We start from the raw sequence: 23,607 nt of genomic DNA, 5'->3' as shown, positions 1-23,607 counted from the left end.
CCCGGACGCCCCGCAGGAAAGGACCCAAGGTCCCGGCAAGGTCAGGACTTTGGGTCCTTCACATCGCCGGTGCCGCACGGAAGCGTTGCCTCCGGTACGACCGTGGTTCGCCCGACGGGCGGCGGCTGGAGGGCAGATGAGGCAGACGATTCGGTTCGGCCGGGGCTTCGGTATCGAGGTCGGTGCGAACTGGTCGCTGCTCGTAGTCGTCCTGCTGGTCGCCGGCGGGCTCGCCACAGTCGGCCTGCCCGGGCGCGCATCCGGGTACGGCGCCACCGCGTACTGGGTGACAGGGGGCGTATGCGGGGTGCTGGTCGCCGGCTCGCTGTTCTTGCACGAGCTCGCGCATTGCAGGGTTGCGCTGCGGGTAGGGGTGCCCGTGGAACGCATCACCCTGTGGATGCTGGGAGGGGCGAGGGTGCTGAGCAGCGAGCCGGTGTCCGTCCGTACGGCGTTCCGGAGCGCGATCGCCGGTCCGCTGGCCGGCGCCGGGCTCGGCGTGCTGGCCGGTGGCGGGTCCGCGGTGCTGAGTGTCGCCGGGGGCCCGCCGCTGATCGTCGGTGCCCTGTGGTGGCTGGGAGCGATCAACGTGTTCATCGCCGTCGTCAACCTGCTCCCGGGCGATCCGCTGGACGGCGGCCAGCTTCTCCACGCAGCCCTGCGGTCGCGACACGGTGACCCGCTGCGCGCAGCCCTCGAGGTGGCTCGCGCCGGCAGCGCCCTCGGCGTACTCGTCACTGCGCTCGGGGCCGGACTCTGCGTCAACGGCCGATTCGCCGGGCTCTGGCTGATCCTGACCGGGGTCGCGATCGGTACGGCGGCCAGGCGGGACGCACGCACCGCCCGGATGCGGATCGCGCTCGGGGACAGGCACGTCGACGACGTGATGTGCCCGCCCCAGGTCCTCGCCTTCGACACCACCACGGTCGACGACTTCCTCGCCGGCATCCTGCCCGGAACTCCTGAGGTCGCCTACCCGGTGCTCGACATCGACGGCCGCGCCGCCGGCACAGTCCTGCTGCACGACCTGGTGCGACTCCCCCGGAGCTGGTGGCCGTCGACGCGGGTCCGCGACGTACGACGGCCGCTGACCGGCGTACCGGTCGGACGTCCGAACGACCTCCTCGCCGACCTCGCCGTCCGGATGGGCGCCAGCGAGCTCGCACTGGTCGTCCAGCCCGACCATCAGTTGCTGGGCGTGGTCCGCCGGCACGATCTCAATCGCCTGGTACGACCAGGACCGGGCGGTCGGTGAACTCCAGCAGGTGCGGGACGTTCACCGGCGACGGGTCCTGGCCGATGACGATCAGGTCGGCGGCGCACTCGGCGGCGGCCGCCAGGACCCGCTCGACTCCGGGACCGCTGAGGATCTGCTGATGCGTCCGGAGGCCGTGCAGCACGGCACGCGCGGTCATCCGGGACAGCATCGTCGTCGCCCCCTGGAGACGTCGCTCGGCGGCCTCCGGGATCGCGGCCGCCCGCAACCGTGCGTCGAGCACGTGGTCCTCGACCACTGTGACGAGGGTCAGACCGGAACCGAGCGCCGCCGCCAGGTCGATCGCCAGCTGCGCGGCCCGGAGTGCCGCGGCCGAGTCGTCCAGAACCACCAGGATCTGCTTCATGATTCCTCCCCGCGCCCGGCTGCCCAGCGCAGCCTGACGTTCTCCTCACGTTCGGATTCGTCGAGGCGCTGGACCAGGACGGTCAGCTGCTGCTCGAGCTTCGGGATCCAGCGCAGCTCGAGCGCGCGCTGCTGCTGCCGGGTCAGCGCAAGTTCCTCCGACACCAGTACGACGGAACGCCGGGCTGCGGCGAGCTGCACTGCCGCGGTGAGCGCCGTACGGTGCGCCCGCAACGCGTGGACCAGTGCGGAGCTGCCGGCCACCGACTGCTCCGGGCCGAACGCGACCACGGCGCTGGTCGGGTGCCGCACGCCCATCGTCACCTCGTACCCGATCCGCACCTCAACGGTTGCTTCCGGCATCGAGTTCAGCAGGGTCCGCTCACCGTCCAGGGCAGCACTCCGGCGCAGCCACTCCGTCGCCGTCCGTGCCTTGCGGCCGAAGTCCTCGGCGGCACGTCCCGCGATCAGCTCGAGCCGCTCGCACTCGACCGCGAGCGCCCGCTGCTTGCGATCGAGCAGTTGCACGGCCCGCCGCGCGGTGGCGAGCCGGGCGGTGAGCGCCAGCCGTCCTGCCCGGCCGGTGGCCGGCCCGCGGGTCATCTCCGCCCCAGATGCTCGTCCAGCAGGGCCTTCGACACCATCGTCAGCTCCCGTGCGGGCAGCACCGACAGCGCCTGCCACACACGGTCGAGCGTCTCGTCGAACCCGCGGGCCTCGTCCGAGCGCTGGCGCAGCAGTGCGTCCTCGACCGCGGTCGCGTACGCGAGATAGCCGCGATCGGTGTCGCTCAGCGCGCCGGCACCGATCAGGTCGGCCAGCTCGGCCGCCTGCCGCGCCCGGGCCAGCGCCGCCACGGCCTGCGCCGCGACCTCGAGGTGATCGTCCCGGGTACGCCCCGGGCCGGCGCCGTGCCGCATCAGCCGGGACAGCGATCCGAGGACGTCGAGCGGCGGGTACAGACCGCGCGCGTTCAGGTCCTGGGCCAGCACTATCTGGCCCTCGGTGATGTACCCGGTGAGGTCGGGCACCGGGTGGGTGATGTCACCCGCGGGCATCGTGAGGACCGGCATGATCGTCACGGATCCCGGGCGCCCGCGGATCCGTCCGCACCGTTCGTAGAGCGATGCCAGGTCGCTGTACAGGTACCCCGGATACGCCCGCCGTGCCGGGATCTCCTGCCGTGCCGCCGCGACCTCGCGAACAGCCTCGCAGTAGCTGGTCATGTCCGACATCACCACCAGCACGTGGCTGCCACCGGTGAACGCGAGATGCTCGGCGATCGTCAACGCGACCCGCGGCGCCAGCAACCGTTCGATCACCGGGTCGTCGGCGCGGTTCAGCACCATCACCAGCTCCCCCGCGGCGGCCCGCGGTTCCAGCGCCGTCCGGACGAAGTCGATGTCCGCATGCGGTAGCCCCATCGCCGCGAACACCACGACGAACGGGTCACCGCCCGCCGACGCCTGTGCCGCGATCTGGGTGGCCAGCTCGAGGTGCGGCAGCCCCGGGACGGAGAAGATCGGCAGCTTCTGCCCCCGGACGACGGTGGTCAGGGCGTCGATCCCGGAGACCCCGGTCAGCACCGGCTCGCGCGGCGAATCCCGTTCGACCGGGTTGAGCGGCCAGCCGTTGACCGCGGCCGTCGTCGCACCGACGACCGGAGGGCCACCGTCGAGCGGCTCGCCCCGCCCGTCGCACGTCCGGCCGAGCCAGCCGCCGAGCGGGATCCGGAACGGGCTCCCGCTGAACCGCACCCCGACTCCCCCGCGCCGCATCCCGACGGTGCCTTCCAGCACCTGCACGACGGCGAGGTCGTCAGCCACCTCGAGCACCACGCCATGACGTTCGCTCCCGTCGTCGACCCTGATCACGGCGGACTCGTCCCAGCCGACGCCACGAACCCCTCGTACCACCAGGAGCGATCCCTCCAGCGACCGCACGTCGCCGTACTCGATGTCTGTCATGGCAACGCCTCGAGCGCGGCCATCAGCGCGATGCGGCACGCGGAGAGGTCCGGGGCTTCCTCGCGGGCCCGCACCAGCGTGCCGAAGTCGAACTCTTCGAGCTCCGTCGCTGCGACGCCTCGGTCGATCAGGGTCATGCAGCGGTCGACGACGTCGAGCACGAGTTGCAGTAGGGCTGCGCCGCGCTCCGCGGAGCAGGTCGCGTCCACCGGGCTCAGGGCGCTCTGCGCGAGTACAGCGTCGCGGAGCAGGCGCCCGCCCAGGATCGTCATGCGTTCCCGGCCGGGCAGGGTGCGAGTTCCCACGATCTCGGCGAGCTCGCTGAGCCGCGCGGCCTCGGCGAGCACGTCCATCGCCCGGGCCCGGCGTGCGGCCCAGCCGGCGTTGCCGTGGCCGGCTTGCCAAGCAGCGACCGCATCGGCGTCGTGCGAGTACGACGTCGACCAACTGACCGCCGGGTAGTGCCGCGCGTACGCGAGATCGCGGTCCAGGCACCACACCCCGCGGACGAACCGCTCGGTGGCCGTGGTGACCGGCTCGGTCAGGTCCCCGCCGGGTGGCGACACCGCACCGACCACGGTGACCGCTCCGGTCCGGCCGCCGGACGTACGGACCCGGCCGGCGCGTTCGTAGAACGCCGCGAGCGACGAGGACAGATCCGCCGGGTATCCCTCCTCCGCGGGCAGCGCGCCGGTCCGGGAGGCGAACTCGCGCAGCGCCTCGGCCCACCGCGAGGTCGAGTCGGCGACCACGACCGCGTGGTAGCCCATGTCGCGGTAGTACTCCGCCACCGTGATCGCGGTGAAGACGCCGGCCTCGCGGGCCATCATCGGCATGTTCGACGTGTTCGCCAGGATCACCGTGCGGTCGATCATCCGGCCGCCGGTGCGCGGGTCGGTCAGCTCGGCCAGTTCGCCCAGCACGTCGGCCATCTCGTTGCCCCGCTCGCCGCAGCCGACGTACACGATCACGTCCGCGTCGCACCACTTCGCGAGCTGCTGCAGCAGTACGGTCTTCCCGGTGCCGAACCCACCGGGTACGGCGGTGCTCGACCCGGCGCCGATCGGGAACAGCAGATCCAGCACCCGCTGCCCGGTCTGCAGCGGTACGAACGTCTCCTCCCGCGCCGCGAACGGCCGTGGCCGCCGCACCGGCCACTGCTCGAACAGCCCGATCTCGGTCGCACCCACCCGGGCGACGACGTCGTCGTCGGCCACCTTGCCCGAACCCGCCAGGAACCGCAGCTCGCCGCTCACCCCCGGCGGCACCAGTACGCGATGCTCGATCGACCCGGCATCGGCGACGGTGCCCAGTACAGCGCCGTTCTCGACCTGCCGGCCGACTACCGCGCTCGGCACGAAGTGCCATCGGGCTCCTTCACCCGGGCCCAGGGTCTGCGGAGACAGCCAGGTCGGTGCCGACGACAACGGACGTAGCAGGCCGTCGAAGACGCGTCCCAGCAACCCCGGCCCCAACCGCGCGGCCAGCGGTCGCCCGGTGCGGCGTACCGCATCGTCCGCCATCAGCCCGCCGGTGTACTCGAACGCCTGCAGCGTGGCCGTCTCCCCGTCGATCGCGACCACCTCGGCCGGAATCCGCAATGTGCCCAGCTCCACCACCTCGTACATCGCCACGTCCGGCACGGCGGTCACCTCGACGAGCGGCCCGTTCACCCGCCGAACCCGCCCCGCGTGCCTCACGGCGTCCACAGGCCGGCCACCTCCGGCGCCGAGCGGTCCAACGCACGATCTGCCAGCGTCGGCAGGCTCAGGTCGACCCGCTCCGCCCCTGCGGATGCCACGATGCCGCCGGCCGGGCTCTCCGCGATCACTGTTTCGGGGCCGAGCTGCCGGCGAGCCTCCTCGATCAGCTGTCGTCGAAGCCCCTCGTACTCAGGCGTCGTGGCCAACGCTGAGGCGGCCGCGCGGCAGCGGTGGCAGAGTTCCTCGTACAGCTCACGCTGTGCGGACAGCGCCGATCGCCGGGCCTCCCGGCGACTTTGTGCCAAGCGAATCGCGACGCTCGCGGTCGCATCGGCCTCCCCCTCCGCACGGGCATCCGCCACGATCTGTTCCGCAGTACGGCGTGCCTGCTCGAGCAGCTCATCCCGCTGCGACTCAGCATCCCGCAGTACGACGGCAGCGTCCGCGCGAGCCGCGGCCAGCAACGCCGACCGGACCGTGCCGAGCGCCGCGTCGGCCGCAGCAGGCAACTGATTCCTCATGCCGGTAGCACCACCGTCAGCGGGGCTGCTGCGTCAAGGCGCTCCGGGCCGAGTGCGTCGGCCGCCGCGGCCGTCAGCAGGACGACGCCCACATCCGCGGACAGCTCCGACCACTGCCGCCGTACCTCGTCGGCTGTGGTTGCCATCAGCAACCTGGCGCCCGCCAGCCCGTAGCCGGCCGTGCGGATCGGGTCGCCGAGCACCACCACCTGGGTCATCAGGCCTTCCCCACCAGGATGATCGCGACGATCAGACCGTAGATCGCGATCCCCTCGGCCAGGCCGACCACCACCATCGCGCGGCCGAACAGTTCCGGCCGCTCGCTCATCGCGGCCAGCGCGGCCGCGCCGGTGTACGCGACCGCCACTCCGGCTCCGACGGCCGAACCGGCCATCGCGATCGCCGCGCCGAGCAGGGCCGAGCCGTTCACCTGCCCGGCCGCCTGCACGACCTGAACCGCTGCCGCCGCGGCATCCGGCCGGGCAGCCGCAGCTCCCCGGTCCGCCGTGACGATCACGATCAGCACCGCAAGCGCTCCGGTGAGCAGCACGACATTCACCATGGCCAGCAAGAGCGCCGCCCACCGATGCCGGGTCAGGAATTCCTTCACGATGTCACCTCCAGTTCGTCCGCAGGCAGTTCATCCGCGGGCAGGCGCCAAGGCCGGAACGGTCGCCCGTCCGTCTCGAACACCCGCGAGAAGAGTTCGTAGTACTCCAGCCGCAGCGCCTGGATCCCTGCCACCAACGCCTCCAGCGCGAACGCGACACTCGTCCCCACGATCAGCACCAGCACGGCGCCCAGCCGACCCGGCACCGAACCGCCGCTCCACAACGCGACGGTCCCGCTCCAGACGATCGCCCCCAGCGCCGCATGGGTCAGGCCGAACGCCGCCAGCCGGGCAAACGAGACGACGTTCGATCCGAGCCGGACCACGACGTCGAACAGCTCGACGATCGCCTGCAGTACGCCGGCGCCGCCACCGTCCGAAGCGGCCAGCAGTCCGACGAACGTCAGTACCACGCCCGCGATGCCGAGCAGGACCGCCCCGATCAGCAACCCGCCGCTGTCGAAGTAGATGCCTGCGGCAACACCGCCCAAGGCCAGGAACAGCAACGCCCCGGCGATGCCGGTCCGCGCGTAGAGCGCGTACCCCCACCCGCCTTCGCGGTACCGGTTGACGATGCCCAGCGCGTACGCACCGGCGAGCAGCACCGCCCCGGCGCCGATCGCGGTCAGCAGCAGGGTGACGGCGCTGTCCACCGGCGAGAGCCACACGACCGGTACCAGGCCGGTCGGGCCGAACATGTCGCCGTACAGCACACCGAACACGACGCTCGCCGCGCCCGCGCCGGCGAGGAAAGGCCAGGCCGGCCCGAGTTTCGCGAGCCGGGCGAAGCGACGGCTCCGGACGATCGCGGCACCGAGCAGCAGCAACAGTCCGTGGCCGACGTCGCCGAACATCATCCCGAACATCGCCACGTAGGCCAGACCGGCTAGCAGCGCGGGATCGACATCGGCGTACGGAACCGTCGTGTAGGTCTGCACGAGCACCTCGAACGACTGCCCGCGGCCGCGTTGCCGCAACAGGGTCGGCGGCTGGACGCCGGGCGGCGACGGCAAGGGTACGGCGGCACCGCCGACCGGCGTCAACTCGTCGGTCAGCTCACCCAGCGTCGCCGCGGGTGTCCATCCGAGCAGCGCGGCCACGGGCCCGTGCGGGACCGCCTGTGCGGTCCGCCGGCGCAGCTCCAGTTCGCGGTCCGACCACTCCGGCCGACGGTCCGCGACGACCGCGAGTTCGACGTCGGACCGTGGCGGATCCAGCTCGACAACTCCCGCCGTACTCACCCGGTCAAGCAAATCCCGCTGCTGGGCACTCGGCACCACCAGTGCGATCCGCTGCATCCGAACCGGCCGGACAGCATCACGCCAGGACATCGAGCACCTCGCCCGGACCTGTGCCGTACGCCGCGTCCGCGAGCGCGGCCCGCACTCGCCGCCCGTCGACCGCCAGCACCGCCACGGCCCCCAGCACGGGATCCACACCGGGCGTTCCCTGCCGCAGCAGCCGGAACCCGTCCGACTCGATCCGGGCGGCCAGCCCTGCCTCCGCTCGCCAGATCTCGGCGGGCGAGCCGATGCCGTCCAAGACCCAGCGCCCGGCGGACGGCGCGGCCGTTCGCAGACCCGGAACCGAACGCGTCCGCACCCAGTCCGACCCGATCAGCGGTGCGAGTGCCCGCGCGACGCTCTCGGCCGGACCTCTCGTGGCTACCAGCAACTGCTTCGCGGCGATGAGGACCGCCGCCCCTGACACCCACTCGCCGGCCCGCGGTGCCTCGGCCGCGAGCATCCGCAGCCAGCGGATCAGCAGGAGGTCATGCAGTGTCTCGGCCCACTCGTCGCCCGGATCGCCCCACGGCGAGGCAGCGAGCGCCACCCGCAACTCCGCGACCGAGGTGGTCGCCGCGATCCTCGGCCAGGACAGCGCCAAACTACCCAGTTCGTGGTAGGTCGACCGTCGGCGCGGATCGCCCAGCGCCAGGGCGTGCGCTTCGATGTTCAGGAGTTCGTAGCGCGCCCCGAGGGCCCGGGCCAGGCCGACGGCTGACCTCGGCAGCCAACCCGCGAGGACGCGCAACTGCCACAGCTCAGCCGCCGCCACCAACTGCTCCGCCTCCGGCAGCGTGGCCCCGGAAGCACCTGGCATCGCGGCTCGTGCATATGCCGTGCCGTCGAGCATGCCCAGCGCATCGGCAAGGCTCGGGGCCGAGGCGAGCCGATGCGCAGCGCCCGCTCCCAGGCGACGGCGGGCCATCGCCTTCGCGCGGACGGTCGCCGCCACCCAGCCGGGGCTCACGTGCCGGTCCTCTGAATGTCCGCGCGGAGCCGGTCCAGCACCGCCGCAACCAGGATGTCCAGCCGCTGCAGGCCCGCCTGCCGTACGTCGCTCGCATCGGCTCGCGCCCCGGCCCGGGTCCGCTCCACCTCGGCGTCACCACGGGCCTGGAGCGCGGCGGCGATCTCCGCTCGCTCACCGGTCGCACGGGTACGGGCGTCGGACACCAGTCCGGCCGCCTCGGTCCGGGCCGCGGCGATCAGGTCCGCGGCCTGCTGTCCGGAGCGGGTGCGCACCTCCTCGCACTCCGCGATCGTGGCGTCGAGCGCCGCGAAGACCGCGACGAGCTCCGCCGGTACGCCGGCGCGGCTGTCCTCGGGTACGCCGACAGGTCCGGCGCCACCCGGCGTACCGACGGGACGGAGCCGCCGCAACCGATCCAGCATCATGCTCATCGGCGGACGCCTCCGCGGAGGAGTTTGGCTGCGGTGTCGACGAGGAGCAGCACGATCGCGGCGCTGCCGGCGTACAGCCAGCCCTGGTACGACGGCCAGCCGCCGCCCAGCAGGTGCGCCACCGGTGGAACGCCGAGGAAGATCATCAGCAGGACGACCTCGATCGACAGCGCCAGCAAGAGCGGACGGTTGGTCGTGAACCCGACCTTGAAGACGGTGCTCCGCTCACTGCGGCACGCGAACACATTCGCGTACTGCGTCAACGCGATCACCGCGAACGCCGTACCAGAAGCAACCGCAAGCGCGGCGCCGGACGGCTGGGCACCGAAGTGCCACCCGTGCCCGGACAGGATCAGCAGGAACGCCACCATCGCGAGCACCGCCTCCGTCAACCCGAGCAGCCCGAACGCTCTGAACAGCAGGCCGCGATCGACCAACCGGTGATGCCGCGCCGGGCCGTCCAGGACGCGTGGCCCCGGACGCTCGATGCCGAGGGCCAGGGCAGGCAGTACGTCGGTGCCGATGTCCAGCGCGAGGACCTGCAGGACGCCGATCGCGAGCGGGATCGATCCGCCGGAGAGCGCCCAGGCCACGAACGGCGCGAGCTCGGCGACGTTGTCGGCGAGGTGGTAGGTGAGGAAACGCCGTACGTTGGAGAACGTGGCCCGGCCGAGCCGGATCGCGGTCACGATGCTGGCGAAGTGGTCGTCGAGCAGGACCAGGTCGGCGGTGGCGCGGGCGACATCGCTGCCCGAGGCGCCCATCGCGACGCCGACATCCGCTTCCCGGAGTGCCGGGGCGTCGTTGACGCCGTCGCCGGTCATCGCGACCACATGGCCGCGGGCGCGCAACGCCCGCGCGATCCGGAGCTTGTCCGCCGGGGTCACCCGGGCGACCACCACACCGTCGTCGCGGTCGAGCAGCTCGCCCAGATGCTCGTCGTCCGCGGGCAGCTCGTTGCCTGTGACAACCAGTCCGCCAGGCCCGAGCAGGCCGACCTCCCGGGCGATCACCTCGGCGGTCGCCGCGTGATCCCCGGTCACCACCGCGATCCGGACACCGGCCTCGCGACACGTGGTCAACGCGGCGTGCACGTCCGTCCGCGGCGGATCCTCCAGCCCGACCACGCCGAGCAGGTTCAGCCGGTTCGGGGCCAGCTCCAGCAGTCCGTCGTGTACGAGCACTCCGGGGGCCGCTGCCACCGCGAGTACCCGCCGGCCGCGTCCCGCCAGATCCACGACCGCGGCAGCGGCCGCGCCGTCGGTATCGCAGTACTGGAGCAGCGCGTCCGGCGCCCCGATCACCAGTGTGTTGCCTCCGGCAACCACCGCGCTGTACCGGGTCTCGCTGGTGAACGTCACCCGGTGCGTGATCGTGTCCGGATCCACCGCAGGCACCCCGAGCCGCCGCGCGAGCACGTCGAGCGCGACCTCCATCGGATCGCCCTCCGCGACCCACCGGTCCTTGGAGCGCACGGCCCGGCCCCTGATACAGGCGATCGCCGCAGCCGCGGCCCGAGCCGCGGCCTCGATCGCCACCGGTTCGCCGTCGGCGCTACCCTGCGGATCGTAGCCGTGGCCGTTCATCGTGACCGGCCCGCGCGGCGTCCAGATCTCCTGGACCTCCATCTGGTTCATCGTCAGCGTTCCGGTCTTGTCGGTGCAGACGTATGTCGTCGCGCCGAGCGTCTCGACCGCGTCCAGCCGTCGGACCAGGGCGTTGCCGTGCGCCATCCGCTGGGCGCCACGGGCCAGGGACAAGGTCACCGTCGGCAGCAGGCCCTCCGGAACCAGGGCCACCATCACGCCGACGCCGAACAGGAACGCCTCGGTGAGGCGGAGGCCGAGCAGCAGCGAGACCACCGTCAACGACACGCCGACCGCCACCGCGATCGCCGCGATCACCCGGATCAGCCGATGCAGCTCGAGGGTCAACGGACTGGCCGGCCGCTGCGCGCTCTCGGTCAGCGACTGGATCCCCGCCAACCGGGTCCCTCCGGCCACCGCGATCACGATCGCCTCGGCCTCACCCTGAACCACGAACGTCCCGGCGTACACCTGATCGCCGGCGGCCGGGCGGACCGGGACCGACTCACCGGTCAGCATCGACTCGTCCACCGCGAGGGCGTGCACCGTGTCCAGGCGCAGGTCGGCCGACACCCGATCGCCCGCGCACAGCAGGACGAGATCGTCCCGGACCAACTGCGTCGCGTCGACACTGCTCACGAGGCCGTCCCGGATCACCTGCACCTTGGCCGGCAGCAGGTCCCGCAACCGCTCGGCGGCGCGGTCCGCGCGGTACTCCTGCGCGAACGCGAAGACGCCGTTCAGGACGATGATCACCACGATCGCGACGGCCAGTGGTGCGAGCCCACCGGCGAACGCCAGCACCGCCGCCACCCACAGCATCAGCGCGAACAGATGCGTCATCTGCCCGGCGAGCAGTTTCCAGGGCGCGGCCCGGCGGGGTGCGGGGAGTTCGTTCGGGCCTTCGGCGGCAAGTCGCCGTACCGCATCCGCCGCCGAGAGACCGCGAACGCTCGCTGACTGAACGCTGGCCATGCTCCGAGGTTCCCGGCGGGGGCCTCCGCCCGGCAGGGCCTAACGTCCCGACCTCCTGGCCCAACGGACCATGCCGGACGGGAGTCAGTTCAGGTCGTGGACCACCGCGAGCGGGCGGTCGCCCTGTTCAAGCAGGCCGCGGGTGACGGAGCCCGGAAGCTTCGCCGGCCAGCGGCGGTTCCGGCCGCCGATCACCAGGAGTTGTGCGTCGGCGTCCGTCGCTGCGGCCACCACCTCGGGCACCGGGCGGCCGCTGCGGATCTCCGTCTCCACAGGGAGGTCGGGGTACGCCACGCGCAACTCGTCCGCGAGACATTCCAGGCGATGCTTCGCCGTCTGCCACCACTCCTCGCCGATGCTCGGCAGATCTCCGCTGTAGATGGCCGGCTGGTACCAGACGTGCACGAGCCTCAGCGGCTGCTTTCGCACGGCCGCTGCCTCCGCCGCGAAGGCGAGCGCCGCCGAGTCGCGGTCCGTACCGTCGACCCCGACGATGACCGGACCGAGATGGTCGCCCGGAGTCCACCGCTCGGGTACGACGACCACCGGCACCGTGGCGGTGATCGCCACCGCTTCGCACATCGACCCGATCAGCAACTGCCGCAACCCGTCCCCGCGCCGCCCGACCACGAGCATCCGGCTGTCCGCGGCCGACCTGGCCAACGTCGCCGCCGGCGGCCCGACCAGGATCGACGCACTGTGCTCGACGCCTTCCAGCCGCTCGGCCAGGTACTCCGCAGCCTCCTCGACGATCGCGTTCGCGTCCGGTCCGGGCTGCTCCTGGTCTTCGATGACATGCACCACATACAGTGATTCGCCGCGTAGCCGCGCCTCCTGCACAGCCCACTCGACGGCGCCCGTCGCCCGCCAGGAGTCGTCGATTCCGACGTGGATCATGGATCTACTTCTGCTTGTTCGGACACAGCAGTCATGCTGCGTTCCGCAGTGCGACTCCCGGTAGGGCCGAACGGCCCTTGGTGTGCTTCGGTTCCCAGCCGCTGTGACTTTCCGTATTGTGTGATGGGTGGCTGATGGCACACGCTCGGGCGCCGGGGGCTGGGACGAGGGCGCGCTGGAGTTCGGCAGTCTGTCCCGTGTACGCCTTGACGCCCTCTTGCGGGAGCTGCTCGACCGGGTCGACGACATCATGGCGTACCAGGAACGGCTGCGCGCCCTCCTCGACGCGGTGGTCGGAATCGGGGCGGATCTCGATCTCACCAGCACGCTGGACCGGATCATCGCGGCGGCGTGCGAACTGGCGGACGCGCAGTACGGCGCCCTGGGGGTGCTCGCCCCGGACGGACGACGGCTGATGAGGTTCCTGACGCGCGGCGTGACCGACGAGCAGATCGCCGCGATCGGCCCCTACCCCGAGGGCCACGGCATTCTCGGCCTGCTGATCGAGCACCCGGAGCCGATCCGGCTGCACGACCTCGCGGAGCACCCGCAGTCCTACGGCTTCCCGGCGAACCACCCCCCGATGAAGAGCTTCCTCGGCGTACCGGTCCGCACCCGGGACCACGTGTACGGCAACCTGTACCTGACCGAGAAGGCGGACGGCGCCGACTTCACCGAGGACGACGAGCGTACGGTCGTGGCATTGGCCGCGGCGGCGGGCGTGGTGATCGACAACGCCCGGCTGTACGCCGACACCGAGCAGCGCCGCCGCTGGCACGAGGTCACCGCGGAGATCACCCAGCTGATGCTCGGCGAGTTCGACCCGGACGACGTACTGCAGCTGATCGCGCGGCGGTCCCGCGAGGTGTCGGGTACGGACGTCGCCGCGATCCTGATCGCGGAAGAGACCGAGCTGGTCGTGCGCGCGGTCGACGGACCGGCAGAGTTCCGGCGGTTCGTCGGCCGGCGGATCCCGGCGGATCTTCCGGTCGTGGGGCGGGCGCTGGCCGGCGACCAGAAGGTCGTGGTCGAGGACCTGGCCGAGCTGCTGAAGGACTCCGGAGGGGTCGGCGAGTTCCCCGAGGGCGAGGGGCTCGGCCGGACGACGATTGCGCCGCTGCCGAGCGGGACGACGGGCACCGGGGGTCTCCTCGCGATGGCATCGCTGCAAGGAACGAGCGACCGGCTGACCGACGGTGCCGACCTCGTCCGGATGTTCGCCGGCCAGGCGACGCTCGCCCTCGAACGCGCTCAGGCGCAGCGCGACCGCGACCTGCTCGCCGTCCTCGGGGACCGCGACCGGATCGCCCGGGATCTGCACGATCTGGTCATCCAGCGGCTGTTCGCCACCGGTCTGCAACTGCAGGGCATGCACCGGCTGGTCCGGCCCGAGCATCAGCCGCGCCTCGCGCAGGCCGTCGAGGACATCGACACCACCATCCACGACCTCCGCGCCGCGATCTTCGAACTTCAGCGACCCCCGGAAGCCAGCTCGCTGCGCGCCGACGTCCAGGCACTCGTCGCGGAGTACACCGAGCCGCTCGGGTTCCGGGCCCAGCTGACCTGTACCGGACCGATCGACACCATGGTGACGGCCGCCGTACGCCCGCAGATCCTGGCCGCGATCCGCGAGTCGCTGTCGAACATCGTCCGGCACGCCCGGGCGACCGAGGTGACGGTCGAGGTCGTGGTCGGTGACGGGCAGATCGTCGCCCGGATCTCCGACAACGGCGTCGGCATCGGTGCCACCAGCCGCCGCAGCGGACTCCGCAACCTGACCGAGCGCGCCGAATCCCTCGGCGGCACCGTCGAGATCACCGGCAACGTCCCGCACGGCACGATCGTCGAGCTCCGCGCGCCGACGGACTGACTCCCCGCCCGTCCTACCTCGCGTGCCCTGGCACGGTCGGCGCGAGACGTCCTTCCACCGGGCCCACGCCGTCGTGCGGGACGATCGCGACCGGGCAGTCCATCGCAGCGACCGAGCGACGCGCGACCGGGTCGGCCGCGTCCGCGCCGGCGTGCGCACCGACGACGACCAGGCCGACGGCACCGCTTTCCCGGACCAATGCGGCCGCCGGCAGCCGGCTGCTCAGGAAGCGCGTCACCTTCACCGTCGGGAACCGGCTCGTCCACGGCGCCAGCGACTCCGACAGCACGTACTCCGCCCGGTTGATCCACGAGCACTCCGGGTCCGTCTCGGCGCCTAGGTGCCCGCCGGAATGCACCACGATCAGGTCCGCGTCCCGCCCGGCGGCGATCATGAACCCGAACTCCAGCGCCTCCGCGGACAACGCCGTACCGTCGACGCCGACGGCGACCTTCCGCTCGACCAGCGACGGCCGCCACGACGCCGGGACGACGACCACTGGGCATCCGGCCCGCGCCGCCAGCGTCAGGTTGCCCTGGGCCTGCACCAGCCGGTCCGGCCCGCGGCTGCGCGACCGGCCGACCACCAGCATCCTGGCCCCTCGGGCCGCATCGGCAAGGACCCGGAGCCGGGCACCTTCCTCGGTGACCACGGTCGCCTGCGCACCCCGCCGCCGCACCCGATCCATGGCCGCCTGTACGGCGGCATCAGCCGGCTCCGGATCGCTCCGCGAGTACGGGGCGACCAGCACCAGCTCCGCGCCGATCCGTTGGGCTTCCGTACAGGCGAAGTCCACGACGCACGGCGTCGCATCGACCTCGACCACCACCGGCCCGTGCCGGTTCCAGGCAGTCATCCTGCTCCTCCACGAACGATCGCGACCGGCGACTGCGCGTGATGCAGCAGACTCTGGCTGACGGATCCGAGGAGCAGACCGGCGACGCCACCGCGGCCGCGAGACCCCACGACCACCAGCGACGCGCTCGCCGACATGTCGGTAAGCACCACGCTCGGACGATCGCCGACCACATACGCCCGCGCTCTGACGGCCGGGTACTTCTCCTCGTACGGCGCGAGGCTGTCCGCGAGCCACACCTCCCGCAGCTGCCTGGTGGCCGGCGCTCCGGCCTCCTCCGCAGGCTGCCAGCAGTGGACGGCCTTCACGGGCTGCCCGGTCCGTTCCGCCTCCTCGAACGCGAACGCCAGGGCGTCCTCCGAGAGTTCGGAGCCGTCCACGCCCACCACGATCGATCCGGTACGACGTGGATGCCGTACGACGACGACCGGGCACGGCGCCTTCGCCGCGACCGCCGTCGCCACCGATCCGAGGAACGCGGCCGACAGCTTGTTCGGTGACCGGCTGCCCAGCACGACCAGCTCCGCGGCCGGCGCCTCGGTCAGGATCGCGGTCGCCGGATCCTCCTGGGCCAGCCACCCGGAGGCACCGTCGTACCCGAGCCGGTCCCGCGCGTACTCCACCGCCTCGTCGAGCTGCCGCTGGAACTTCTTCCGCGGCACCTCCGGCGGAACGTATCCCTCGAGCGCCGTCCCCGGCCACCGCTGGAGCTCGTTCAGGAAGGCCCTGATCACCCGGACGGGAAGCCCGCGCCCCTGCGCCGCGCCGACCGCCCAGTGCAGGGCGACCTGGCTCTCGGGTGTCTCGTCGATTCCCACGAGAATGTGCTTGCGCATCGCTCCGCTTCCTTTCAGCCGGTACGCCGTCAATGCCAGCGTCGGCCACCCCCGGCCGCGTCAGCAGGGGCGAAGGTCCCGCGCGGATCCGTCCAGAGACCTGCTTCTACGGCTCGCCCACCGGCTCTGACCGGCCGCTCATTCCAGCTCGCCGGATGAGGTCCGAGACCAGCTCGTGGGCCTGGCCCAGGGTCTCGTCGAGGATCTTGAGGCCTGCCTCGAGTTGACCGGCCTGCAGAGACCATCGAGCGGCGGCCATACCCTGCACCAGCGAATCGTTGATCTCGATCGCCTCGCGGTGCAGCAGCGCCCCGGCCTCCAACTGCCGGCGCTCCACCTCGGCCCGGCGCAACCGGTCCGACGCCCTGCCCAGCACCAGGCCGAGCACCAGCATCGACGCACCGCGCGCGGCCCAGCCACTCGTCGTCAGCGAGACGTCGCGCGCGGCCACCCAGACGACGATGAGCGCCACGGCGGCCGCACCGGCAGCCGCACCGGCACGCAGGCCGAACGTGACCGCGATCAGCGCGACCGGGAAGACGTACAGCAGGAAGTAGTCGTCGCCCGGCTTCCCGGTGAACACAGTGAGCATCAGCACCGACGCATAGAGGACGGCGGCCACCACGAGCGCCGTGACCGGATGCTGCCGGAACCACGGATCTCGAGGGCCCGACTGTTGCGAGGTCCGGGCAGAGTCGGTCATACGCCAAGCTGTAGCCCGAACCCGCCGTCCCTGCACAGTGCCAAAGGTCCCGGGCTACCGCGACGAGTCCGGGGACCCGGCGGGGAGGGGACCTTCGGCCCTGCTCGGATCCGCGGGCCCGGAGCTGTACTGAAGGTGGGCGGAGGAAGCCAGGGCAAAGGGTACGGGGAAACGGACCCCAAGCCGTGCACCGTACAACTCGGCCCGCTGCATCAGCGGCGGTTGACTTCCTCCGTCTCCCGGGGCACCGGCAGGAGGGCAGATGAAGCAGACGATTCGGTTCGGCCGGATTTCGGGCGTGGAGGCCGGAGCGAACTGGTCGCTGCTCGTGCTCATCCTGCTGGTCGCCTACGGGTTGGCGACCGCGGTCCTGCCGCAGCTGGCACCCGGACACTCGTCCGGCGTCTACTGGACGGCCGGCGTGGTGTGCGGGCTCCTGATCGCCGGCTCGCTGTTGCTGCACGAGCTCGCGCACTCGGTGGTTGCGGTGCGGGCGGGTATTCCCGTTCAGCGCATCACCTTGTGGATGCTGGGGGGAGCGACTGTGCTGGACGGCGAGCCGGCTTCACCGCGGACCGCGTTCTGGGTCGCCGCGTCCGGACCGTTGACCAGTCTCGGACTCGGCGTCGGGTCGGGGGCAATCGCAGTACTGCTGAACCTCGCCGGAACACCACGGCTGTTCGTGATGGCGCTGTGGTGGCTGGGCATCATGAACGTCTTCCTCGCCGTGTTCAACCTGCTGCCCGGCCTGCCGCTCGACGGCGGCCGGATCCTGCGTGCCGTGCTCTGGTGGCGCTCGGGCGACCGCGACCGCGCCGCACTCTCCGCGGGCCGTGCGGGCCAGGTGATCGGCTATCTGCTCGCCGGGCTCGGTTTCGCCGAGTGGCTGAGCGGTCAGCTCACCGGTCTGTGGCTGCTGATGATCGGCTTCGTGATCGTCATGTCGGTCGGCACGGAGTCCCGGATGACGCGGTTGCGGATCGGTCTGGGACGAACGACGGTCGCCGAGGTGATGTCGCGGCCGGCGGTGACGGCGTACGTCGCGATGCCGGTCGAGCGGTTCGTCACCGAGGTGGCGCCGCGTACGCCGGAGACCGTCTTCCCGGTCGTCGACCTCGACGGCGCCCCGACCGGGACCGTTTCGCTGCGGAGGCTCGCGCAGGTTCCTGCTGCGCGTCGAGGGGACGTCAGGATCGCGGACGTCCAGCGGCCGTTGGCCGACGTACCGCTTGCCCGTCCGGAGGAGCTGCTCGCCGACCTGGTCACGCGGATGCCGCCGGCCACGGACGAACTGGCGCTCGTCACCGAGCACGGCCGCCTGGTCGGCGTCGTACGCGGGCAGGACATCGACCGAGTGGTCCAGCTGAACGCGTTCCGCCCTCTAGGCCAGGCCGCCTGAGTTCGGGTGCCGGCGGACTTCGGGGGACGGGAGCGGGTGCGGGGAGGCCGCTGTGTCGTCGTACGCCCAGACCAGGTTGTCGACGACCTCGACGACACCGTCGATGTCGCGGGTGAGCTTCGCGGCGACCTCCGCCGTACTGCGATTGCCGACCTCGCCGGACAACGTCACGACACCGTCCTGCACGGTGATGCCGATCGCGCGCGGATCGTCCCACAGCGCGTGCACGACGACGTCCCGGCGGATCCGCTGCAGGATCCGGTCGTCCGGCTCCAGGAACGCCTTCAGCAGGTCCGACCTGGTGACGATGCCGGCCAGCACCTCGTCGTCCGCGGTGGTGACGACCAGCCGGGTGATCCCGTGCGCCGCCATCGACCGGGCCGCCTCGGGAATCGTCGCCGTCTGCACGATCGTCACCGCGGGATGCGACATGACGTCACCGGCCCGCACCCCCGCTGCCCTGGACCGGGCGTCGGAACTCCACCAGCGCAGCAGCCACGGCGAGTGCCGCCGCTGGAACTCCTCCTTCCGGAGCAGATCCGTCTCCGACACGACGCCACCAATACCGCCGTACCGGTTCACCACCGGGACCGCGCTGATGTGGTGCTGCGCGAGCAGCGACACGACTTCCTTGTACGGCGTGTCCTCGGCCACCGTGATCACGTCCCGCGTCATCACGTCCGACACCTTCAACGGATGCCTCATCTCGATCCTCCTCCTCACCTCCAGCGAACAGCGCAGCACGTCGCCGGGACAGGGCCGAAGGTCCTCAGCCTGCCGAACGGCCCGCCAGGTCGGGACTCTTGCCCGCAGCGCGCGCCAGGTCCCGCGGGCGACGCTGGGGATGACCGAAGGAGCCAGCCATGACCACGCAACTGCAGCAGGAGATCGACCGCTGGGAAGCCCAGCTCGAGGACATCGCCGAGACCGGCCGGTCCGACAACTGGTTCCTCGAGGAGCGCCGGCTGACCGAGGCGCAGCAGACCATCATCACCTACCGCAGCCGTATCCTGCCGCTGCTCGCCAAGCCCGACGACCGGTTCATCGCGACCGAGATCGAGCACCTCGTCGACCGCCTCGAGGACCTCCGCAACGACCTCTTCCGGACGGTTCACCCGGTCACCTCGCACGAGGAGATCGCCGAGACCATCGCCGCGCTCCGCGCTCTCGTCCAGGTCGCCCTGCACCTCGAACCCGCCTCATGAGCACGCTCACCTTCCTGGGCGCCGCGGGCACGGTCACCGGCAGCAAGTTCCTGGTCGAGCACGAACGGCAGCGGATCCTGATCGACTGCGGCATGTTCCAGGGCGAGGCGCAGTGGCGCCGGCGGAACTGGGACCCGTTCCCGATCGACCCGGCGACGCTCGACGCCGTCGTCGTCACGCACGCGCACCTCGACCACTGCGGCTACCTGCCCAGCCTGGTCCGGGAAGGCTTCCGCGGGCCCGTGATCAGCACCCCGGGCACCGCGGAGGTCGCGGCGATCGTGCTGCGCGACGCTGCCCACCTGCAGATGGAAGACGCCCAGCACGCCCGCGCCGGCGGCTACTCGCGGCACGATCCGCCGCAGCCCTTGTTCGACGCCGAGGATGCCGAGGCCGCGATCCGCCTGTTCCGTCCGTCCGACGGCCGCGTCGGTCTCGGGGACGCAGAGGTCACGCTGTACCGGGCCGGTCACATCCTCGGCTCCGCGTTCGCCGTACTCGAAGTGGACGGCCGACGGCTCCTGGTCAGCGGCGACCTCGGCCGCCGGCAGCACCCGCTGCTGCGCCCGCCGGAGCTTCCGCCGGCCGTCGACACGGTCCTCGTCGAGTCGACGTACGGCGACCGCCACCACCAGCCGGTCGACCACGCCCAGCTCGCCAGGCTGATCACCACGACCGCGGAACGCGGCGGCGTTGTCCTGATGCCGGCGTTCGCGATCGACCGTACGGCGGTCCTGTTGCACGAGCTCGCCGGTCTGATGCGCGACGGGCTCATCCCCGGGCTGCCGGTGTACGTCAACAGCCCGATGGCGCTCGCCGCGCTGAACGTGTACCGCGCGGCCGTCACGAACAAGTCCGCCGAACTCCGCCCCGAGGTCGTCGGCGGCCCGGACCCGTTCGATCCCGGTACGTTGCGCCTGGTCCACTCCGTCGAGGAGTCCATGCGGATCAGCGACCCTGGTCGCCCGTCGATCGTCATCTCGGCGTCCGGCATGGCCACCGGCGGACGCGTCCTGTACCACCTGGCGCGGCTCCTTCCCGGCAAGCGCAACACCGTCGTGCTGCCCGGCTTCCAGGTCCCCGGCACCCGTGGGCGCGCCCTGCTCGACGGCGCCCGCGCTCTGAAGATCCACGGCCGCTACGTCCCGGTCCGCGCCCAGATCGTCGGCCTGTCCGAGTTCTCCGCGCACGCCGACTCCGACGAACTGATCAGCTGGCTCTCCTCGGCACCACGACCGCCGGAGACGGTGTACGTCGTCCACGGCGAGGACCACGCCCGCGCCGTCCTCGCCCGCCGCATCCAGGACGACCTCGACTGGACCGCCGTCACCCCGCACCACCTGGAACGCGTACGCCTCTGATCACGAGGCATATCCCGTCGTGTGTCCGGCGCCGAGTTCGGGTCAGGGCTGGTCCGGGCGGAGACGGCGGGCGTGCCAGTCGGGCTCGGGGATCGTGGGGGTCAGGCGGGCGCGGATATCCACGGCGACGGCGCCTGACGGTGCTGCGATCAGCGGGTTGATGTCGAGTTCGGCCAGTTCGGGCACGGTCGCGGCCAGCCAGGCGATGCGGTGGACGACGTCCAGTACGGCGTCCTGGTCCGCGGCTCGGGCGCCTCGGTAGCCGGCCAGGAGCGGGGCGCAGCGGAGGGAGTGGAGCATGTCGCGGGCGTCCAGGTCGGTGAGCGGGAGACCTCGCCACTGACGGTCCGCCAGAACGTCGGTCAGTACGCCGCCGCTGCCCGCCATCAGCAGCGGGCCGAAGCGCGGGTCGCGGACCACGCCGATCACGAGCTCGGTCCCGCTCGGCGCCATCGCCTGCACGAGCACATGCGGATCGCCGGTGGCCTTGGTGATCTCGTCGTACGCCGTGCCCAGCTGTACGGCGTTCGCCAGGCCGACCCGCACCCCGCCGATGTCGGTCTTGTGCACCACACCGGGTGCGCCCGTCTTCAGGGCGACGGGATAGCCGGCCGCCTCCGCGGCCACCAGTGCCGCCGAGCGTGTCGCCGCGATCCGGATCCGGAGGACCGGTACGCCGGCCCGCCGCAGAAGCCGACCCGACTCCCCCGGATCCAGCCAGCCGCCCTCGGGTGATCGCCGCAAGAACCGTTGGACGACCCTACGAGCACCGGCCGCGTCGACCCGGGCGAGCTCCGGTACGACGCCCTGCGGCCGGGCGCGCCACTCGGCGTACCGGACGGCGTGCGCGAGCGCGCGCACCGCGCTCTCCGGGAACGGGAACACCGGCAGCCGCCGCCCGTCCGCCAGCGCGATCTCCGGTCCGGCGTGCGCCGATCCCACACAGTTCACGACGATCGGCAGCTCCGCCTGGATTCCGGCGGCGGCGATCGCGGCGTAGACGTCCTGGACGTTGCCGGCCCGGGTCGCGGCGTAGTTCACCACGAGACAGTCGATCTCGCCGCTTCCGGCGATGACCTTCAGGGCCTGCTCGAGGCTGGCCGGCGACGCCGCCGCGCCGAGGTCGACGGGGTTCCCGGTGCCCACGGCACCGGTCTCGCCGAGCTGCTGCTGGATCGCCGTACTCAGCTCCGGGAGCTCGAGCCCCAGCCGCGCGGCGGTGTCCGCGGCGAGGATCCCCGCGCCGCCGGCGTTCCCGACGACCGCGAGCCGACGGCCCTGCGGCAGCGGCGGTACGGCGAGCACCCGGGCGGTCTCCACGAGTTCTTCGACGGTGTCCATCCGCAGGACGCCGGACTGGGCGAACAGCGCGTCGACGGCGGTCTCCGGTGTGGCGGCGGCCGCGGTGTGCGACGCACCCGCCCGCTGCCCGCCGGCCGAGCGGCCGCCCTTGACGACCAGGATCGGCTTGGTCCGCCCGATCATCCGGGCCAGACCGCCGAACTTGCGCGGGTTCCCGAACGACTCGAGGTACAGCCCGATCACCGCGGTCCGCGGGTCGCCCCACCAGTGCAGCAGGATGTCGTTGCCGCTGACATCCACCTTGTTGCCCAGGGAAACGAACTCGGAGATACCCAGGCCGGTGCGCCCGGCGTGCTCCAGTACGGCGATCCCGACCGCACCTGACTGCGCCGCGATCGCGAGCGTTCCCGGGGTCGGTGCGACCTCGGCGAAGGTCGCGTTCAGGCGTACGTCCGGTGCGGTGTTGACCAGCCCGAGACAGTTCGGTCCGATCAGCCGGACGCTGTGCCGGCGCGCGATCGCCAACAGCTCCCGCTGCAGCTCGTGTCCTTCCGCGCCCAGCTCGGAGAACCCGGACGTCAGCACCACCGCACCGCCGACGCCGCACCTCCCGCACTCCTCGACCACCTCCAGCACACCCTCCGCCGGCACAGCGACAACCGCGAGATCGACCACCCCCGGCACCGCAGAGATCGACGGGTATGCCCGGACACCCGCGATCAGCCCGCCGTCCGTGGCGTTCGGGTTCACGGCGTACGTCGAGCCGGTGAAACCGCCGTTGACGATGTTGCGGAGCAGTTCGTGGCCGATGCTTCCCGGCTTGCGGCCGGCGCCGACCACCGCGACCGTCCGGGGCGCGAACAACCGCCGGAACGAGCGGTTCTCGGCCGCCCGCTCACGATCGGCCATCTTCTCCAGGGTCGCCGGGTGGTACGCCGTGTCCAGGACGAGCTCGACCACCCCGCTGCCGAGCTTGCGGACCTGCTCGAACCCGGAATCGGCGAGCACCCGCAGCATCTTCGCGTTCTCTCCGAGGGTGTCGGCCCGGAGCCGCTCGATACCGTGCTCCCGGGCCGTCGCGGCCAGCTGCTCCAGCAGCAACGTACCGATCCCCCGCCCCTGGACCGAGTCCTGCAGCAGGAACGCCATCTCGGCCTCGCCGGGCCGCAAGGCCTCGTAGCTGGCGATGCCGACCACCTGCTCGCCGTACTCCGCGACCAGCGCGAGATGATCGTCCTGCTCGGCCGCCAGATGATGGGTGTAGTCGGTGGCCATGTTCCGGCTGATGCCGAAGAAGCGCAGGTACATCGACTCGTCCGAGACCCGGTCGTTCATCGCGTCCAGCGCCGGCTCGTCGTCCGCGCGCAGCGGGCGGATCCGGACGATCGACCCGTCCGACGCCAGCACGTCCCAGCCTGTCTCGGGCCGCGTTCCCACCTTCTCCATCACCGCTCCCTCCGCCACCGCACCCACCTCACCGCGCGGGACCGCCGGGGGCCAGTGCCGTT

The 23,607-nt window shown here is 71.8% G+C and carries 22 protein-coding genes; 5 read left to right on the top strand and 17 right to left on the bottom strand.

Annotation, left to right across the window (positions count from 1 at the left end; genetic code table 11):
• The first annotated feature begins 136 nt into the window (after nucleotides 1-136).
• The gene (locus tag AB0M51_RS21660; protein WP_344196119.1) at nucleotides 137-1,255 is read left to right on the top strand and encodes a site-2 protease family protein; all 1,119 of its coding nucleotides are present in this window, start codon (nucleotides 137-139) and stop codon (nucleotides 1,253-1,255) included.
• On the opposite strand, the gene AB0M51_RS21655 is transcribed toward AB0M51_RS21660, so the two are convergent.
• From AB0M51_RS21655 to AB0M51_RS21600, 12 genes are all read right to left on the bottom strand, one after another.
• Complete coding sequence (locus AB0M51_RS21655) at nucleotides 1,218-1,622, bottom strand: universal stress protein (RefSeq protein ID WP_344196121.1); 405 nt, start codon at nucleotides 1,620-1,622, stop codon at nucleotides 1,218-1,220. The two genes, AB0M51_RS21660 and AB0M51_RS21655, sit on opposite strands and share 38 nt — an antisense overlap.
• The gene (locus AB0M51_RS21650; RefSeq protein ID WP_344196123.1) at nucleotides 1,619-2,224 is read right to left on the bottom strand and encodes a V-type ATP synthase subunit D; all 606 of its coding nucleotides are present in this window, start codon (nucleotides 2,222-2,224) and stop codon (nucleotides 1,619-1,621) included. The genes AB0M51_RS21655 and AB0M51_RS21650 overlap by 4 nt, the downstream gene beginning before the upstream one ends.
• Nucleotides 2,221-3,588: a V-type ATP synthase subunit B gene (locus AB0M51_RS21645; RefSeq protein ID WP_344196125.1), complete on the bottom strand. Its 1,368-nt coding sequence runs from the start codon at nucleotides 3,586-3,588 to the stop codon at nucleotides 2,221-2,223. The genes AB0M51_RS21650 and AB0M51_RS21645 overlap by 4 nt, the downstream gene beginning before the upstream one ends.
• Nucleotides 3,585-5,297 (bottom strand): V-type ATP synthase subunit A, encoded by a 1,713-nt coding sequence (locus AB0M51_RS21640; RefSeq protein ID WP_344196127.1) that lies wholly within the window; start codon nucleotides 5,295-5,297, stop codon nucleotides 3,585-3,587. The genes AB0M51_RS21645 and AB0M51_RS21640 overlap by 4 nt, the downstream gene beginning before the upstream one ends.
• A complete protein-coding gene (locus AB0M51_RS21635; RefSeq protein ID WP_344196129.1) occupies nucleotides 5,285-5,812 on the bottom strand; it encodes a V-type ATP synthase subunit E family protein in 528 nt (175 codons plus the stop codon). The genes AB0M51_RS21640 and AB0M51_RS21635 overlap by 13 nt, the downstream gene beginning before the upstream one ends.
• The gene (locus AB0M51_RS21630) at nucleotides 5,809-6,030 is read right to left on the bottom strand and encodes a V-type ATP synthase subunit F (RefSeq protein WP_344196131.1); all 222 of its coding nucleotides are present in this window, start codon (nucleotides 6,028-6,030) and stop codon (nucleotides 5,809-5,811) included. Before AB0M51_RS21630 ends, AB0M51_RS21635 begins: the two co-directional genes overlap by 4 nt.
• Nucleotides 6,030-6,422, bottom strand: a complete 393-nt coding sequence (locus AB0M51_RS21625) for an ATP synthase subunit C (protein ID WP_344196133.1) — start codon at nucleotides 6,420-6,422, stop codon at nucleotides 6,030-6,032. Before AB0M51_RS21625 ends, AB0M51_RS21630 begins: the two co-directional genes overlap by 1 nt.
• Nucleotides 6,419-7,753 carry a V-type ATPase 116kDa subunit family protein gene (locus tag AB0M51_RS21620; RefSeq protein ID WP_344196135.1) on the bottom strand — a complete coding sequence of 445 codons (1,335 nt, stop codon included), beginning with the start codon at nucleotides 7,751-7,753 and terminating at the stop codon, nucleotides 6,419-6,421. Before AB0M51_RS21620 ends, AB0M51_RS21625 begins: the two co-directional genes overlap by 4 nt.
• Complete coding sequence (locus AB0M51_RS21615) at nucleotides 7,740-8,675, bottom strand: hypothetical protein (RefSeq protein ID WP_344196137.1); 936 nt, start codon at nucleotides 8,673-8,675, stop codon at nucleotides 7,740-7,742. The genes AB0M51_RS21620 and AB0M51_RS21615 overlap by 14 nt, the downstream gene beginning before the upstream one ends.
• Nucleotides 8,672-9,109, bottom strand: coding sequence for a hypothetical protein (locus tag AB0M51_RS21610; protein ID WP_344196139.1), 438 nt, complete (start codon nucleotides 9,107-9,109; stop codon nucleotides 8,672-8,674). The genes AB0M51_RS21615 and AB0M51_RS21610 overlap by 4 nt, the downstream gene beginning before the upstream one ends.
• Nucleotides 9,106-11,670 carry a cation-transporting P-type ATPase gene (locus AB0M51_RS21605; RefSeq protein WP_344196141.1) on the bottom strand — a complete coding sequence of 855 codons (2,565 nt, stop codon included), beginning with the start codon at nucleotides 11,668-11,670 and terminating at the stop codon, nucleotides 9,106-9,108. The genes AB0M51_RS21610 and AB0M51_RS21605 overlap by 4 nt, the downstream gene beginning before the upstream one ends.
• A gap of 84 nt (nucleotides 11,671-11,754) precedes the next feature.
• On the bottom strand, nucleotides 11,755-12,567 hold the full coding sequence (locus AB0M51_RS21600; protein ID WP_344196142.1) for a universal stress protein: 813 nt from the start codon (nucleotides 12,565-12,567) through the stop codon (nucleotides 11,755-11,757).
• 127 nt (nucleotides 12,568-12,694) lie between these two features.
• On the opposite strand from AB0M51_RS21600, the gene AB0M51_RS21595 reads away from it, so the two are divergent.
• Nucleotides 12,695-14,437, top strand: a complete 1,743-nt coding sequence (locus tag AB0M51_RS21595; protein ID WP_344196144.1) for a GAF domain-containing protein — start codon at nucleotides 12,695-12,697, stop codon at nucleotides 14,435-14,437.
• A gap of 13 nt (nucleotides 14,438-14,450) precedes the next feature.
• On the opposite strand, the gene AB0M51_RS21590 is transcribed toward AB0M51_RS21595, so the two are convergent.
• The 3 genes from AB0M51_RS21590 to AB0M51_RS21580 form a co-directional block, all read right to left on the bottom strand.
• Nucleotides 14,451-15,293, bottom strand: a complete 843-nt coding sequence (locus tag AB0M51_RS21590; RefSeq protein WP_344196146.1) for a universal stress protein — start codon at nucleotides 15,291-15,293, stop codon at nucleotides 14,451-14,453.
• On the bottom strand, nucleotides 15,290-16,129 hold the full coding sequence (locus AB0M51_RS21585) for a universal stress protein (protein WP_344196148.1): 840 nt from the start codon (nucleotides 16,127-16,129) through the stop codon (nucleotides 15,290-15,292). The genes AB0M51_RS21590 and AB0M51_RS21585 overlap by 4 nt, the downstream gene beginning before the upstream one ends.
• Before the next feature lie 106 nt (nucleotides 16,130-16,235).
• Nucleotides 16,236-16,832 (bottom strand): hypothetical protein, encoded by a 597-nt coding sequence (locus AB0M51_RS21580; RefSeq protein ID WP_344196150.1) that lies wholly within the window; start codon nucleotides 16,830-16,832, stop codon nucleotides 16,236-16,238.
• Between the two features lie 262 nt (nucleotides 16,833-17,094).
• Here AB0M51_RS21580 and AB0M51_RS21575 point away from each other — a divergent pair, with 262 nt between their 5' ends.
• Nucleotides 17,095-18,231 (top strand): site-2 protease family protein, encoded by a 1,137-nt coding sequence (locus tag AB0M51_RS21575; protein ID WP_344196152.1) that lies wholly within the window; start codon nucleotides 17,095-17,097, stop codon nucleotides 18,229-18,231.
• Here AB0M51_RS21575 and AB0M51_RS21570 read toward each other — a convergent pair.
• Nucleotides 18,214-18,936, bottom strand: coding sequence for a CBS domain-containing protein (locus AB0M51_RS21570; RefSeq protein WP_344196154.1), 723 nt, complete (start codon nucleotides 18,934-18,936; stop codon nucleotides 18,214-18,216). The two genes, AB0M51_RS21575 and AB0M51_RS21570, sit on opposite strands and share 18 nt — an antisense overlap.
• Nucleotides 18,937-19,094: 158 nt before the next feature.
• On the opposite strand from AB0M51_RS21570, the gene AB0M51_RS21565 reads away from it, so the two are divergent.
• Nucleotides 19,095-19,436, top strand: coding sequence for a hypothetical protein (locus tag AB0M51_RS21565; RefSeq protein ID WP_344196156.1), 342 nt, complete (start codon nucleotides 19,095-19,097; stop codon nucleotides 19,434-19,436).
• The gene (locus AB0M51_RS21560; RefSeq protein WP_344196158.1) at nucleotides 19,433-20,797 is read left to right on the top strand and encodes an MBL fold metallo-hydrolase; all 1,365 of its coding nucleotides are present in this window, start codon (nucleotides 19,433-19,435) and stop codon (nucleotides 20,795-20,797) included. Before AB0M51_RS21565 ends, AB0M51_RS21560 begins: the two co-directional genes overlap by 4 nt.
• Nucleotides 20,798-20,839: 42 nt before the next feature.
• Here AB0M51_RS21560 and AB0M51_RS21555 read toward each other — a convergent pair whose 3' ends face one another.
• Entirely contained in the window at nucleotides 20,840-23,545 is a 2,706-nt protein-coding gene (locus tag AB0M51_RS21555) for a GNAT family N-acetyltransferase (protein WP_344196160.1), read from the bottom strand.
• Nucleotides 23,546-23,607: the final 62 nt, after the last annotated feature.

Source organism: Kribbella sp. NPDC051137 (assembly GCF_040682535.1).
Classification (GTDB): domain Bacteria; phylum Actinomycetota; class Actinomycetes; order Propionibacteriales; family Kribbellaceae; genus Kribbella; species Kribbella karoonensis.
This window is presented reverse-complemented; position numbering and strand designations above follow the sequence as displayed.